The sequence below is a fragment of the Streptomyces sp. SID12501 genome (assembly GCF_010550245.1).
Lineage (GTDB): Bacteria > Actinomycetota > Actinomycetes > Streptomycetales > Streptomycetaceae > Streptomyces.
The window spans coordinates 152,607-165,954 of record NZ_JAAGLU010000017.1 but is presented as its reverse complement, the minus strand read 5'-3'; the positions used below and the strand labels follow the sequence as shown (position 1 = coordinate 165,954).

Below are 13,348 nucleotides of genomic sequence, written 5' to 3'. Positions count from 1 at the left end.
GGACGCGGCTCAGCCGCGTCCTCCTCGCGTCAGCTCACGGAGTCGAGCAGCCGGGCGGTGTGCATCCGCCCGGCGTACTCGACCAGCCGGATCAGTACTTCTTTGCCCGAGTCGCGGTTGCGGGCGTCGCAGAGCACCACGGGCGTGCCCTGGTCGAGGTCGAGGGCGCGCGACACGTCCTGGGCGACGTAGGAGCGGGCGCCCGCGAAGCAGTTGACGGCCACCACGAACGGGATGTGCCGGTGCTCGAAGTAATCGACGGCGGGGAAGCAGTCCTCCAGTCGGCGGGTGTCCGCGAGGACGACGGCTCCGAGGGCGCCCTGCGACAGTTCGTCCCACAGAAACCAGAAACGGTCCTGGCCCGGCGTACCGAACAGGTACAGCGAGAGGCCTGAGCGGATGGTGATGCGGCCGAAGTCCATGGCGACGGTCGTCGTGACCTTCTGGTCCACGCCGTCGGTGTCGTCCACCAACTGGCCGGCCTCGCTCAGCAGTTCCTCGGTGCGCAGCGGCCTGATCTCACTGACCGCGCCCACCATGGTGGTCTTGCCCACGCCGAACCCGCCGGCGACCAGTATCTTCAACGCCAGGGCGGACGTCTCGTCGTCCGTGGCGTCGGAGTGCTCGGAGACCATCGATCACTTCTCTCGGGAGGGCCGGCAACGGTCGACGTCCATTGGTGCGTGCCGCGCCCTCGCGGTGGGTCCGCGCGCGGCGTCGCTGCGTGTGTGCGAGGTCAGCATCATGGCAACTGCCGGCCCCCGCCGGGGGATTGGACTGCTATTAGACCGATGTGACCGACTCGCACCCGTTCGGTGTCCGGAAGGGTGCACAACTCGGCGTGGTCCGGATGGTTCCGTGTCTCTCATCTACAGCGCCCTCAGTCCTTCGATCACCTCGCGCAGAATGCGTTCGTCGGGCAGCTGGGCAGGCGGCACCGGACGGCTGACGGTGACGCAGCCCAGCTCCAGCAGGTCGCCGAGCAACACCCTCACCACCCCTACGGGGAGGTCGGCGTCCGCGGCGAGTTCGGCGACGGACTGCGTCTCCGTACGGCACAGGTCGATGAGCGCCCGATGCTCGGGGCCGAGCGCGGTGTCGTCGTCCATGCCGGGCGCGCCCGGGTCGAGCGTGACGAGCGCGATCAGGTCGAAGCGGACCCCCGTGGGGCCGGATCTGGTGCGTCCGCCCGTCATGGCGTAAGGGCGCACGAGGGGCCCGGCCTCGTTGTCGTACCACTGGCTGCCCGGTTCCTGCGGGGTGCCTGTCGTGTCCTCGGTCATCTGCACGGACCGCCCTCTCGCCTCATCCTGCGGCGGGCGGGCGGCCCGCTGCCCGCGGCGCCGTGTGGAGGTGCTCACCCACGCGTTTCACCAGTCGCGCCATCTCGTACGCCACGAGGCCCATGTCGGCGGTCGCGGCGGTGAGCACCGCGAGGCAGGAGCCGTCGCCCGCGGCGGCGACGAACAGGAAGCCGTCGTCCATCTCCACCATGGTCTGGCGCACGCCACCGGCGCCGAAGTGGCGGCCTGCGCCCTTGGCCAGGCTGTGGAAGCCGGAGGCGACCGCGGCGAGGTGCTCCGCGTCCTCGCGTTTGAGATCGGTGGAGGCGCCCACCGCGAGTCCGTCGTTGGACAGCACCACCGCGTGCCGTACCTCGCTGACGCGCAGTACCAGGTCGTCCAGCAGCCAGTCGAGCTCACCGGACCGCCGATCCGCCCTCGTGCTCGAGTCCTTGATCATGCGCGGTCTCCTTCGCTGCTGTCGCTGCCGGTTTCGGGGCCTCGGGCGGCTCCGCGGCCGGGTGAACTGCCGCCACCGCGCACCCAGCCGTCGCGATAGGCCACCATGCGGTCCCGTACGGCCTCGGGGGTGCGCTTCTCCTCGTTCCGGGAACCCGGCGTGCGGGTCGGCTCCTCGGGGCGCTGTTCGCGCAGTTGCGGGGCGAGGTGCGCCTGCCGGACGCGGCGTGGGAGGTCGTCGGACTCCTCCGCGTCGCCAGGGTCCTCGGGCGTCCGGTGCAGTCGCAGGGCGGTCACTCCTGGTGGTGGGGTTTCGGGGGCGGTATCCGCCGGGGCCTGTGCGGTCGCCACCAGTGCGGGGCGGTCCGCCGGTGCCCGGACCGGTTCCTGGTGCGGGGCGGCGGCAGCGGGCACGCGCGCGTACTCGCGTTCGACGGCCGGCTCACGGTCCACCGCTGCGCGGGGGGAGCGTTCCGCCGCGCCACCGTGCAGCAGGGCCGTGGGCAGCAGGACGACCGCGGTCGTACCGCCGTAGGGAGAGGTCCGCAGGTGCACCTTGATGCCGTGCCGTGCGGCGAGTCTGCTGACCACGAAGAGGCCGAGCCGGTCGCTGTCGAACAGGTCGAGCGTCTCGGACTGTTCGATGCGGCGGTTCGCCTCGGCGAGGGTGTCCTTGCCCATCCCCAGTCCCCGGTCCTCGACCTCCACGGCATAGCCGTTGCCGACAGGTTCACCGGTGATGCGCACCCTGGTGTGCGGGGGTGAGAACTGGGCGGCGTTCTCGACGATCTCGGCCAGGAGATGCGTGAGGTCGGCGACCGCGGCGCCGGTGACGGACGCCTCGGGGAACTGACGTACCTCCACGCGCGCGTAGTCCTCGACTTCGGAGACGGCGGCGCGGACCACGTTCGTCAGGGAGACCGGCAGCCGCCAGGCCCTGCCGGGTGCCGCTCCGGAAAGGATGATCAGACTCTCCGCGTGGCGCCGCATACGTGTGGTGAGGTGGTCGAGCCGGAACAGGTCGCTGAGTTCGTTCGGGTCGTCGGACCTGCGCTCCATGCTGTCGAGGAGGCTCAGCTGACGGTGTACGAGGACCTGGCTGCGGCGCGCGAGGTTGACGAAGACGCCGGAGATGCCGCTGGCCAGTTCCGCGCGTTCCACGGCGGCGCGCAGGGCCGCGCGGTGCACGGTGCCCAGGGCCTCCGCGACCTGTTCGGTCTCGTCCTCGGCGGGCGGTCCGGGGGGCGCCTCGGCCCGGATGTCGATCTCCTCTCCCGCGCGCAGCTTGAGCATGGCCTGCGGGAGTTTGTGCCGGGCGATCTCCAGGGCGGTATTACGCAGACTCACCAGCTCGACGACGAGGCCCCGTCCGATGCGTACGGAGATCACCAGGGACGCGACGACGGAGGCCAGGCCGAACAGCACCGCAGCACCGGCGGGGGTGAGCAGGCCCCGGGTGAAGGGATCGGCCCGGTCCGCGACGTCGTGGCCGGCGTCCGCCTCGATGGCACGCATGCCGCCCTGCACGCGTGCGTGTGCCTTGGTCCAGGTGGCTTCGGGCGCGGCTGCGATCGCCTTGGTGCCCGGGCGTGCGCCCAGCACCTTGTCCTCGACAGCGGCCAGTGTGGAGTACGCGGTGCCTGCCGCGACGTTCTGCCAGGTCGCTCGTTCCGGCCCGCGCAGGTCCGAGGCGGTGGCTTCGAGGAGGGTGCGGCGGGTGTCGACGGCTCCGGTGAACAGCCGCAGCCGCGGCCCGTCGAGGCGGCCGGCGAGCCGCGCCCCGGCGAGAACGGCGTCCTCCTGGGCCAACGCCTCTCCCGCGCGGGAGAATTCGAGCAGTACGCGCGCGTCGGAGCCGAGTTCGGCGTCCTGGATACCGGTGAGCGCACCGCCCACGGCGAAGGCCGCCGAGATGCTCCTGGTGTACTGCGCGTACGTCTCGGCCCATCCGGTACGGCGGTCCAGTACCGAGGTCCGCAGCGTGCGCAGTTGTTCCACGCCGGCGACGAAGCTCTCCAGGCGCTCCGCGACTCCGGCGGGCAGTTCCTCGCCGTCGGCGACGGTGTTGCGGCCGCCGAGGCGCAGCTTCGCCACGGTCCGGTCGGTGCGCTCGCCGAGCGTCCTGAGGTCGATGCCCGGGACCGCCGCCGGATCGGTGGCGTGGCGTACGGCGGCCGTGCGTTCGGCCTGGAGTGCGGCGACGGCGGCGGCGACCGGCGCGCGCACCTGGGAGTCGACACGCTGCAACTGCCGCAGCCGGGCAACGTCCTGGGCTGTGGTGACGGTGGCGTACGCCCACAGCGCGAGCAGGGAGACAACCGGCACCATCAGGAGACAGACGATCTTGGCGCGGACGGTTCCCGGCCGCAGGCGCCAGCGTCCCTCACGTGTGGGTACCTCGTCGGGCAGGGCTCCGAACGATTCTTCGGAGTCTTCTTCGGCCGGCGGGCCGGCGTGCGCGCGGCGTCCGCGCGGCGGGGGCGCCGTCCCGGCGCCGGGTATCGGGGTCCTACGGGGTGTGCGCATGGCCTCCTCGCTCGTACGTCGTTCGGGGTGTGCTCGCCGGGCGTCGCCGACCCGGTGCGCGCGACTACCGGGCAGCGACGCTGTCGACCGGTCGCTGGGCGGACGCGGATGCCTCGCGTTCCCCGGCCGTCGGCGACAACGCGACGAACGCCGAGGTCAGGAAGAGGTAGGACCCGAGGCCGACGGCGAGGGGGAAGATGAACTGCATCGCCGTGGCCCCGGGCAGCGTCTCGCCGGAGGGCGTGACGGCCACCTGCACCGCGAACATCCCGGTGTAGTGCATGCTGCTGACGGCCGCCCCCATGACGAGCGAGGCGACGGTCACCGCGATCGGTGACTTGATGTTCAGCGCCGCCCACAGGGCCGCGGTGGCCGCGACGACGGCGATCACCACGGAGAGCGCGACGAGCGCCGGGTCGTACTTCACGTCACCGTGCAGCCGTACCGCCGCCATGCCGAGGTAGTGCATGCTCGCCACGCCCAGCCCGGTGGTGAGTCCACCGACGAAGAGCGCGCGGGCGCGGTCGTGCCCGTAGCCGACGGCGAAGACCCCGGCGGAGACTACGGCCATGGCGACGAGGAGGCTGAGGATGGTCAGCGGCACGTCGTAGCGGATGTCGGTGCCGCGGACGCTGAAGCCGAGCATGGCCACGAAGTGCATGGTCCAGATGCCGGTGCCGATCGCGGAGGCCGCGGTGACGAGCCAGTTGCGGCGCGAGCGGCCGGTCGCGCCGAGCGCACGGACGGTGCAGCGCAGCCCGAGAGCAGCGCCTATGCAGGCCATCACGTATGACAGTACGGGGGTCAGCCATCCGAAGGCGGCGTGGTCCAAGTGTCCCATGACCACGGGACGCTAGTGGGGGCACGGGAGCACAACGGGGGCGCATTTCGAAAGGTATTGAAATATGGCAGGGAATGGCGCCTGAACGATCGCGTCCCGCTCGAACGTGTGCGCCGCGGGGTACTTCTCGTCCGTGCGGGATCATGCGGAACATGAGTGACGACCACACACACGTCCAGGAGTTCTTCGCCGCCCGCGCGGCCCACTGGGACAGCAGGTTCCCGGACGACGGACCCGCTTACGCCGCCGCGGTCGCCGAGTTGCGGCTGCGCGAGGGGGCCCGTGTGCTGGACGCGGGCTGTGGCACCGGGCGGGCCCTGGCGCCGCTGCGTGACGCCGTGGGGCCCTCGGGAGTGGTTCTGGGGGCGGATCTGACCCCGGCCATGCTGGAGGCCGCCGTACGAGCAGGACGGGGCCGCGACGGGCAGCTGCTGCTCGCCGACGCGGCTGCTCTTCCGCTGCGTTCGGAGTCCCTCGACGCCGTGTTCGCGGCGGGCCTGATCGCGCACCTGCCGCAGCCCGGCGAGAATCTGCGGGAACTCGCGCGCGTGGTACGCCCCGGCGGCACCCTGGCGCTGTTCCACCCGATCGGCAGAGCCGCTCTCGCCGCCCGGCAGGGCCGCAGGATCACCCCCGCGGACCTGCGCGCGGAGGCCAGTCTCGGTCCGCTGCTCGCCGGTTCCGGGTGGCGGATGACGTCGTACGTGGACGAGGACGCACGGTTTCTGGCGCTGGCCGTGCGACCGGTCTGAGCCTGGCGGTCGTCGGAGTACTGGGCCCCTCACCGCACCTGCCCTCTTCTGTTGCCGGAACTCCGTCTCTACGTTGGACAGCAGCAGATGAACGATCAACCGTGGCAACCACGCAGGGGGAAGGTGGTCCGCATGTTCGGCGGTATCCAAAAATCGTTCACCGGCTTTCTCCGTTCCTGGCGCTCGGAAGCGAGCTCGGGGCGGGAGAAGCGCCCGCACAATCTCTTCGAGGCCGCCGCTGTGTATGTGTCGGCGTGCGCGGAGGACGACCAGGACCAGATGGACGAAGCCGTGGCCTGGGTGTCGCCGGAGGCACTGTCGTTCGGGGTGAACGAGCTGGCGTGCCGTGCCGTCATCGCCCTGGCCAGAGAGCGCGATGTGTCGCCGCGGACGGTCGCCCGGGAACTTCTCGGACTGCCGACGACCTGACCGAAGCGGGTACATCCGGTCGATTCCCCCCTGTCCGGCAGGAAAACAGCAGCTCCGGGCCGGGTGGGAGTCGTGACAACGGCCTTCGGATCGGATTAGGGTGCGCGCCGATGGACGAACAGATGGGGAGGCTGGGATGGCAGAGACGGACGAGGGAGCCGTCGCCACCGCGGACGACGCGCTCTATGTGCTCACGGCGATGCTGCTGACGCCCGCGCAGTTCCCGAGCGTGCTGGGCGACGACTATCCGGAGGCATGCGCGGCGCTCGGCCTGGCGCCTCTCGCCGACGGGTACGGGCTGGTGCTCGGCCAGGACGGGGACGGCGCGCGGTGGACGGTTGCCATCGACGACGTCTCCCTGGTCGCGGTCGCGATCGCGTCGTGGGACTGCGGCATGGAGTACGACCTGTCGCCGGAGGAGCACACGGTCGTCGCGGCCCTGCCCGGCTGGCCTCTCGCGGTCGCCGTCGCGGCTCCCGACGTGCCCGCCCCGCACGACCCGGGCCCCGAACTCACGGACCGGCCGCCACTCGCTCCGCCGGACACCACCTCGTGGGGGCCGGCGCAGCGGCGTCTGGGCGCCGACGAGATCGCGCGCCAGTGGGTGATCTGGCGGGAGCAGCTCAGCGACAAGGACTTCACCCTTCCGGGTGGTGGCAGGTCAGCGGCGCCCGAGGGCGAGCCGGACGGGGCCGGGGCGGACACGGACCGGGCTGCGGGCGCAACAGACTCGGCTGGGGACGCCGAGACCCCGCCCGAGGACACCCCTGGGCGGGCCGAGGACGCCGTGAGCCGGCCCAGGGCCGGCATCCGGCGCGTCCTCGCGGAGGCACGCGCGTATGTGGAGACCCCTCCGCCCCTCGGCCGCGTCCGCTCCTCCTTCGCTCCGGGCGACGCGCGGACACTGCGCGCCGACGGTCCCGGCTGGTCGATGGTCGCCAGGACCGACGACATCGCCTTCGTCCTGCTCGACGAGGAGCCCGGAGAGGTGCTGCCGGTGGGCCGGGGGCCGGAGCTGCCCGGACTCCTCGAAGCGCTCGACAAGATGGCCGTACGCCCCAGCTGAACCCCACCGGCCGAACGCCGCCCGGATCCCTGTGGTTCCGGGCGGCGTTCGGCAAGGCGATCGCGCTGCGGGCCACGCGGGGTGTCAGCCGGAGTGCGCCCCGCGCGGCATCGAATGGCGCCGCCTCAGCGGCCGATCTCCTTGCGTGTGACGCGGCGCAGCCTCCGCCGCTGTGCGGGGTCCAGTGCGAGATAGGCGGCCGCCGGGACTCCCAGCACTATCAGCAGCGCGGCCCACCAGGGCAACCAGATCCACAGGATGATCCCGGCTGCCACGCCCCCTGCGGCGATCTTCGCGTTCCTCGACATGAGTGTCGCCTCCTTCGCGGCCAGTGCCGCTCTCTGCCATGAAAAACGGGTCCGCGCCTCCCACAGTTCCGGACCGCGACCCTGAGACGTCCCTGAGACTCGACCCCTACTCGCCCCTGAGGGACTCTCCCACCTCGTACATGTGCCGCCGGGTCTGCCGGTACGAATCGACGAGCCGCGTCTCCGTATAGGGAATACCCAGATCACGGCAGTAGGAGCGCACCGTCGGCCTGCGAGCCGCAGATGCGGGCGGGGCATGGTCGGGCTCCGGGGTCTCTTCGGGGGTCGGGCCGACCCGACGAAACGTACGACTTGGCCACCCCTGGCGACCATGACGCCACCACCCGCGTCCATGGGGGAGGTACGGCCGCTACCGCCAGGGGGTTGCAGACACCCCTGGGAGTGGTGACCTGGGTCACCACTAAGCGATGTCGGGCAGGTCGCCGGGGTGCTGTACCCTCGGCGACTCGAACTCCAGTAGTCAACTTTGAGGAATGCGGCCATCGCTGTACAGAGGATTCCCGCGGCAACCCCCTCCGAGATCGCCGAACTGTCCCGCTGCTGCGCCGTGTTCGTGCCCGGCGATCCGGCCCGCGCCGGCCTGGTCGCGTTCTGGCGGCCCGAGGGAGACGCGCCGCCCGCCGTCGCCGCAGGAACCGTCGGCGACCTGACCGTGATCCTGGAAGGCGACCGTGGTGTCGCACCGGCACGGGTGACCGCCGTGCTGCTCCCGGTGCGTGAGGCGTTGCCGGTCCTCACGCGGGCGCGTGGCGCCGCACAGGGCCACAGGGCGACGGCGTTCTGGGGTACGGCCGCCGTTCTCGCCCTGCAACTGGCCGCGCGCGGACTGCTGTTGCCCGGCGTCTCCGCGGAGGATCACGACGCCTGGCGGGCCGGACCGCTCGGCGCGCCGGACCTGGAGCGCCTCCGCGAACTCGCCTTCGCGATGCCCCCGGAAGCGCATGCCGTGCCCTTGGAGGGGACGGAGCCGCCACGGTTGCCCGACCCGGAGCGGCTGCTGCGCGCCTTCCTGGACGCCGTGGCCGACACGCTCCCCCGCTCCCCCGCCGCCTCGCTCGCCGCGGGCGGGGCGGCCTACGCGGTGCGGGAACCGCAGCACGTGCCGGAGCAGCGCGTGTGGGCCTCCGAGGTCGCCGCCGGGCACGACGCGGGCGTACGGATCTCACTGCGGGTGGAGGTACCGGGGCTGGCGTCGGCCGGGCCGGACGAGACGGCACTGCGGTTCCGGGCCGTACTCCAGGTACACAGCGTGAGCGAGCCCGGACTGGTCGCGGACGCGGCCGACGTGTGGGCTTCGGCCGCCGCCCCCGGCCGCACCTTCGGCCCGCGGGCGCGGATGGACGCCCTGCTCACGCTGCGCCGTGCGGCCCGGACCTGGCCACCGCTCGCTCCTCTGCTCTCGGCCGCCGTGCCGGACGCCGTCGACCTGGCCGACGAAGAGGTCAGTGAACTGCTCGGGGAAGGCGCCCGCACCCTTTCCGCCGCCGGGGTCGAGGTGCACTGGCCCAAGGAGCTGGCCCGCAAGCTGACGGCCCGCGCGGTCGTCGGCCCGCCCGACGACGGCACGGGCCCCGAGAAGGTCCCGTCGGACACGCCGTCGTTCCTGTCCGCCGACGCGCTCCTCGCCTTCAACTGGTGGTTCGCACTGGGCGACCAGCAGCTCACGCGCGAAGAGCTGGACCGGCTCGCCGAGGCGAACCGCCCCGTGGTCCGCCTGCGTGACCAGTGGGTCCTCGTCGACCCTCGCGAGGTGCGCCGCGCCCACGCGCAGCAGGACCGCAAGATCACCCCCGTCGACGCCCTCAGCGCCGCTCTGACAGGCTCCACCGAGGTCGACGGCCGCCCGGTCGAGGTGCGGCCCACCGGGTGGCTGGCGGCCTTGCGGGACCGTATCTCGGACCCGGACGCACAGGACCCTGTCGGTCAGCCTGCCGCGCTCGCCGCCACACTGCGCGACTACCAGCTGCGGGGCCTCAACTGGCTGGCCCGGATGACATCCCTGGGCCTCGGCTGCTGTCTGGCCGACGACATGGGACTCGGCAAGACGATCACGTTGATCGCGTTGCATCTGCACCGGCAGACCGACGCGTCGGCAGCGGGGCCCACGCTCGTCGTCTGTCCGACGTCCCTGATGGGCAACTGGCAGCGCGAGATCGAACGGTTCGCGCCCGGTACGCCCGTAAGCCGCTTCCACGGGTCCCGGCGCAGTCTGGAGGCACTGGCCGACGGCGAGTTCGTGCTCACCACGTACGGCACGATGCGCCTGGACGCGCGGCGGCTGGCCGAGGTGCCGTGGGGCATGGTCGTGGCGGACGAGGCCCAGCACGTCAAGAACCCGTACTCGGAGACGGCCCGGGAGCTGCGTTCCATCGGTGCACGCGCACGCGTGGCGCTCACCGGCACCCCCGTGGAGAACAACCTGTCGGAACTGTGGGCGATCCTCGACTGGACGACTCCGGGACTGCTGGGCCGACTCGGCACATTCCGCTCGCGGTACGCGCAGTCCGTCGAGGGCGGTCAGGACCCGGCCGCCGCCGAACGTCTGACCCGGCTCGTACGCCCGTTCCTGCTGCGGCGGCGCAAGTCGGACCCGGGTATCGCTCCCGAGCTGCCGCCGAAGACGGAGACCGACCGTGCCGTGTCACTCACCAGGGAGCAGGCAGGGTTGTACGAAGCCGTGGTGCGGGAGACGCTCGCGGAGATCTCCGGCGCCGACAACATGGTGCGGCGCGGGCTGATCGTGAAGCTGCTGACCGGCCTGAAGCAGATTTGCAACCATCCGGCGCAGTTCCTCAAGGAGGACCGACCGAAAATCGCGGGACGCTCCGGGAAACTGGAGCTGCTGGACGAGTTGCTCGACACCATCCTCTCCGAGGGAGCGAGCGTTCTGGTCTTCACCCAGTACGTGCAAATGGCGCGGCTCCTGGAACAGCATCTGGCGGCACGCGGAGTGCCCACACAGTTCCTCCACGGCGGCACGCCCGTCGCGGAACGCGAGGCGATGGTGGAGCGTTTCCAGGAGGGTGAAGTACCCGTCTTCCTGCTGTCGTTGAAGGCCGCCGGCACGGGCCTGAACCTGACCAGGGCCGAGCACGTCGTGCACTACGACCGCTGGTGGAACCCCGCGGTCGAGGCCCAGGCCACGGACCGCGCGTACCGCATCGGCCAGAGCCGCCCCGTGCAGGTGCACCGGCTGATCGCCGAGGGCACGATCGAGGACCGCATCGCCGAGATGCTGAACCGCAAGCGGGCACTGGCCGACGCGGTGCTCGGCTCCGGCGAGGCCGCGCTCACGGAACTCACGGACACCGAACTGGCCGACCTGGTGCGGCTTCGAGGGGACGCGCGATGAATCAGCACGGCAGTGACCAGCACAACGGCGACGGGCACAGCGGTGACGACTACGACAGCGAGGCGTACGGGAGTGACGCGCCCGACGCCGACCCGGAGCGCACGTTCGCCGCGCTGCCTCCCCCACAAGGGCGCGGTTTCGCCGACACGTGGTGGGGGCGTGCCTGGCTGAAGTCTCTGGAGGACGCGGCGCTGGACTCGGAACAGGTGCGGGCGGGCCGCCGGCTCGCGCGCGCGGGAGCCGTGGGCGCCGTGTCGGTACGCCCGGGACGCATCACCGCCGTCGTCCAGGACCGCGACCTCACCACGCACCGCTCCGACGTCCTGCTGCAGGAGCTGTCCGACGAACAGTGGGACCGCTTTCTGGACATGGCGGTCGAGCGGGCCGGCCACATCGCGGCCCTGCTCGACCGGGACATGCCCCCGCACCTGGTGGAGGACTCCGCTGCCGCCGGAGTCGAACTCCTGCCCGGCATAGGTGATCTGGAGCCGGAGTGCGACTGCGGCGCCTGGGACCACTGCGGCCATACGGCCGCTCTCTGTTACCAGGTGGCGCGGCTGCTGGACCAGGACCCCTTCGTCCTGCTGCTGATGAGGGGACGCGGCGAACGCGCCCTGCTGGACGACGTACAGAGCCGTGGCGCTGTGCCCGCCGACGGGTCCGCCGGGCCGGAGGGCGTGGACGCGGCAGAGGCGTACGAGGCCGGGGACATCCTCCAGGCGCTGCCCGCTCTGCCTCCGCTGCCCGATGCGCCCGGGGCACCGCCGACCCTGGACACCGACGTTCCGCCCGCGCCCGGGGTGGACGCCGGCGCGCTGGAGTTCCTGGCCGCGCGGACGGCCGTGGAGGCACATCGGCTGCTCGCCGAGGCGCTCGGGGCCGGTCATGGACAGCGGCCGGTCGAGGCGGAGTTGACGATGACTCAGGACGCGGTTCGACTGGCCGTGGACAGCCCTTCGGAGACCGTTTCGGACCGGCTCGCGGTGGGATCGGGGCGCGGCCGGGAGCAGTTGGCGTCGGCCGTCTGCGCCTGGCGGTCCGGTGGCGCGGCGGCGTTGTCGGTCCTGGAGGAGGAGTGGACGGTCGAGGGCGAGGTGCTCGCACGCGCGCGTACCGCGCTCGACTCGGCCTGGGACGAGGACGAGCGGCCGGTGCTGCGGGCTGCCCGCAACCGGTGGACGGTGGTCGGCGCGGGCAGCCAGCTGCGTCTGGGGCGTGACGGTCGCTGGTGGCCGTATCGGAAGCAGAGTGGCCGTTGGGTGCTCGCCGGACGGGCAGCTCAGGACCCGGGGACCGCGCTGGCCTCGATGGGGCGCACAGCTGAGGAGGAATCCCTTTAGGGACCTCGCGAAAGGGGAGGAGTGCGACGGGTCGGGCCGCCATTCCTGCCGGTTCAGACCGGGAGAAGGCGACCCGACGAGCGGCACGCACGCGTGGATCTCGATCCGCCGGGCCGTCAGGTCAGTGGTGTGGTGAGTTTCCGGGTGTCGGGGCCGAGGTCACCGGCCAGGCTGCACGCGACGTTGTCGATGCCCACCCGGTAGCCCGTGGTGTCCGGATACTGCACCAGGCTGCCCTGGACGCTACCTGCGGGCTGTTCTGCCGCCTCGCGTTCCAGGGTTGGCCGACACAGGGCATAGGCGGCGTTCTTCAGTGCGGCGTCCGTCGCGTAACCGCCTTCGAGTTCGGCCACCTTCACGACCTCGGCGTCATGCGGATCCGCGCAGGCGCGCTTCGCGGCCTGTCCGGGATGGGCGGCATCGGCGTTGAAGCAGTCGCCGGTTCGCAGCATGTAGTACGGCACTTCGTCGCCGGCCAGCGGGATGAGCGACTCCAGGTCGCTCGGGAACTCGGACGGCAGGTCGGTGGGGAACTCGGACGGAAGCCCGGAAGGCAACGTGGGCAGTTTGGTGGGAAGCCTGGTGGGCAGTTCGGTCGGGATGCCGAACGACGGCTCGGGGGTTCCGCTTGAGCTCCGACTGCTTCCGGGCGGGTTCTTGTCCGGGGTGCCGTCGCCTCCAGAGAACATGAGCACCACCACGACGACGACTCCGACCGCGACGACCGCTGCGAGCAGGATGAACAGAGGGCTCGGACGCCTGCCGGGGCTTCGGTGACCGCCCTGGCCGTCGGGCGGTTCGGGCGGCACCGGCGGAGGCAGCCAGCCCCCGCCGCCCTGCGTAGGCGGTCCGTAGCCTCCAGGAGGAGGGCCGAAGCCACCGCTTCCGTAGCCTCCCCCGGAGGGCGGGCCGAAGCCACCGCCCGGAGGCGGACTGTCTCCCGGTGGCCCGGGCGGCTGAGGCGGTACGGG

At 71.8% G+C, this 13,348-nt stretch carries 12 protein-coding genes and 1 pseudogene; 5 read left to right on the top strand and 8 right to left on the bottom strand.

Annotation, left to right across the window (positions count from 1 at the left end; translation table 11 throughout):
- Window positions 1–29: 29 nt before the first annotated feature.
- The 5 genes from G3I71_RS21900 to G3I71_RS21880 form a co-directional block, all read right to left on the bottom strand.
- Window positions 30–635 (bottom strand): ATP/GTP-binding protein, encoded by a 606-nt coding sequence (locus tag G3I71_RS21900; protein WP_164316525.1) that lies wholly within the window; start codon window positions 633–635, stop codon window positions 30–32.
- A gap of 234 nt (window positions 636–869) precedes the next feature.
- On the bottom strand, window positions 870–1,283 hold the full coding sequence (locus tag G3I71_RS21895) for a DUF742 domain-containing protein (protein WP_164316570.1): 414 nt from the start codon (window positions 1,281–1,283) through the stop codon (window positions 870–872).
- A 22-nt stretch (window positions 1,284–1,305) separates the two neighbouring features.
- Window positions 1,306–1,743 (bottom strand): roadblock/LC7 domain-containing protein, encoded by a 438-nt coding sequence (locus G3I71_RS21890; protein WP_164316524.1) that lies wholly within the window; start codon window positions 1,741–1,743, stop codon window positions 1,306–1,308.
- The gene (locus G3I71_RS21885; protein ID WP_164316523.1) at window positions 1,740–4,268 is read right to left on the bottom strand and encodes a nitrate- and nitrite sensing domain-containing protein; all 2,529 of its coding nucleotides are present in this window, start codon (window positions 4,266–4,268) and stop codon (window positions 1,740–1,742) included. The genes G3I71_RS21890 and G3I71_RS21885 overlap by 4 nt, the downstream gene beginning before the upstream one ends.
- 64 nt (window positions 4,269–4,332) lie before the next feature.
- Window positions 4,333–5,109 (bottom strand): MHYT domain-containing protein, encoded by a 777-nt coding sequence (locus tag G3I71_RS21880; RefSeq protein WP_164316522.1) that lies wholly within the window; start codon window positions 5,107–5,109, stop codon window positions 4,333–4,335.
- Window positions 5,110–5,252: 143 nt separating this feature from the next.
- Here G3I71_RS21880 and G3I71_RS21875 point away from each other — a divergent pair, with 143 nt between their 5' ends.
- From G3I71_RS21875 to G3I71_RS21865, 3 genes are all read left to right on the top strand, one after another.
- Window positions 5,253–5,861 carry a class I SAM-dependent methyltransferase gene (locus tag G3I71_RS21875; RefSeq protein ID WP_203730995.1) on the top strand — a complete coding sequence of 203 codons (609 nt, stop codon included), beginning with the start codon at window positions 5,253–5,255 and terminating at the stop codon, window positions 5,859–5,861.
- 132 nt (window positions 5,862–5,993) lie between these two features.
- Complete coding sequence (locus tag G3I71_RS21870; protein WP_164316520.1) at window positions 5,994–6,290, top strand: hypothetical protein; 297 nt, start codon at window positions 5,994–5,996, stop codon at window positions 6,288–6,290.
- 136 nt (window positions 6,291–6,426) lie between these two features.
- The gene (locus tag G3I71_RS21865; RefSeq protein ID WP_164316519.1) at window positions 6,427–7,356 is read left to right on the top strand and encodes a hypothetical protein; all 930 of its coding nucleotides are present in this window, start codon (window positions 6,427–6,429) and stop codon (window positions 7,354–7,356) included.
- Between the two features lie 125 nt (window positions 7,357–7,481).
- On the opposite strand, the gene G3I71_RS21860 is transcribed toward G3I71_RS21865, so the two are convergent.
- The gene (locus tag G3I71_RS21860; protein WP_164316518.1) at window positions 7,482–7,664 is read right to left on the bottom strand and encodes a hypothetical protein; all 183 of its coding nucleotides are present in this window, start codon (window positions 7,662–7,664) and stop codon (window positions 7,482–7,484) included.
- 106 nt (window positions 7,665–7,770) lie between these two features.
- Window positions 7,771–7,928: pseudogene (locus tag G3I71_RS51280) on the bottom strand (acyl-CoA desaturase); the annotation flags it as partial.
- Between the two features lie 253 nt (window positions 7,929–8,181).
- Between G3I71_RS51280 and G3I71_RS21855 the strand changes: the two are divergent.
- Both G3I71_RS21855 and G3I71_RS21850 read left to right on the top strand, forming a co-directional pair.
- Window positions 8,182–11,037 carry a DEAD/DEAH box helicase gene (locus G3I71_RS21855; protein ID WP_343243030.1) on the top strand — a complete coding sequence of 952 codons (2,856 nt, stop codon included), beginning with the start codon at window positions 8,182–8,184 and terminating at the stop codon, window positions 11,035–11,037.
- Window positions 11,034–12,377 (top strand): SWF or SNF family helicase, encoded by a 1,344-nt coding sequence (locus tag G3I71_RS21850; protein ID WP_239149276.1) that lies wholly within the window; start codon window positions 11,034–11,036, stop codon window positions 12,375–12,377. The genes G3I71_RS21855 and G3I71_RS21850 overlap by 4 nt, the downstream gene beginning before the upstream one ends.
- 116 nt (window positions 12,378–12,493) lie before the next feature.
- On the opposite strand, the gene G3I71_RS51275 is transcribed toward G3I71_RS21850, so the two are convergent.
- Window positions 12,494–13,186, bottom strand: coding sequence for a hypothetical protein (locus tag G3I71_RS51275; protein ID WP_239149275.1), 693 nt, complete (start codon window positions 13,184–13,186; stop codon window positions 12,494–12,496).
- Between the last annotated feature and the right edge of the window lie 162 nt (window positions 13,187–13,348).

What these genes read in the sequence shown, in the direction of transcription:
- G3I71_RS21900 (WP_164316525.1), bottom strand. Translation starts at nt 635, where the DNA reads ATGGTCTCCGAGCACTCCGACGCCACGGACGACGAGACGTCCGCCCTG.
- G3I71_RS21895 (WP_164316570.1), bottom strand. Translation starts at nt 1,283, where the DNA reads ATGACCGAGGACACGACAGGCACCCCGCAGGAACCGGGCAGCCAGTGG.
- G3I71_RS21890 (WP_164316524.1), bottom strand. Translation starts at nt 1,743, where the DNA reads ATGATCAAGGACTCGAGCACGAGGGCGGATCGGCGGTCCGGTGAGCTC.
- G3I71_RS21885 (WP_164316523.1), bottom strand. Translation starts at nt 4,268, where the DNA reads ATGCGCACACCCCGTAGGACCCCGATACCCGGCGCCGGGACGGCGCCC.
- G3I71_RS21880 (WP_164316522.1), bottom strand. Translation starts at nt 5,109, where the DNA reads ATGGGACACTTGGACCACGCCGCCTTCGGATGGCTGACCCCCGTACTG.
- G3I71_RS21875 (WP_203730995.1), top strand. Translation starts at nt 5,253, where the DNA reads ATGCGGAACATGAGTGACGACCACACACACGTCCAGGAGTTCTTCGCC.
- G3I71_RS21870 (WP_164316520.1), top strand. Translation starts at nt 5,994, where the DNA reads ATGTTCGGCGGTATCCAAAAATCGTTCACCGGCTTTCTCCGTTCCTGG.
- G3I71_RS21865 (WP_164316519.1), top strand. Translation starts at nt 6,427, where the DNA reads ATGGCAGAGACGGACGAGGGAGCCGTCGCCACCGCGGACGACGCGCTC.
- G3I71_RS21860 (WP_164316518.1), bottom strand. Translation starts at nt 7,664, where the DNA reads ATGTCGAGGAACGCGAAGATCGCCGCAGGGGGCGTGGCAGCCGGGATC.
- G3I71_RS21850 (WP_239149276.1), top strand. Translation starts at nt 11,034, where the DNA reads ATGAATCAGCACGGCAGTGACCAGCACAACGGCGACGGGCACAGCGGT.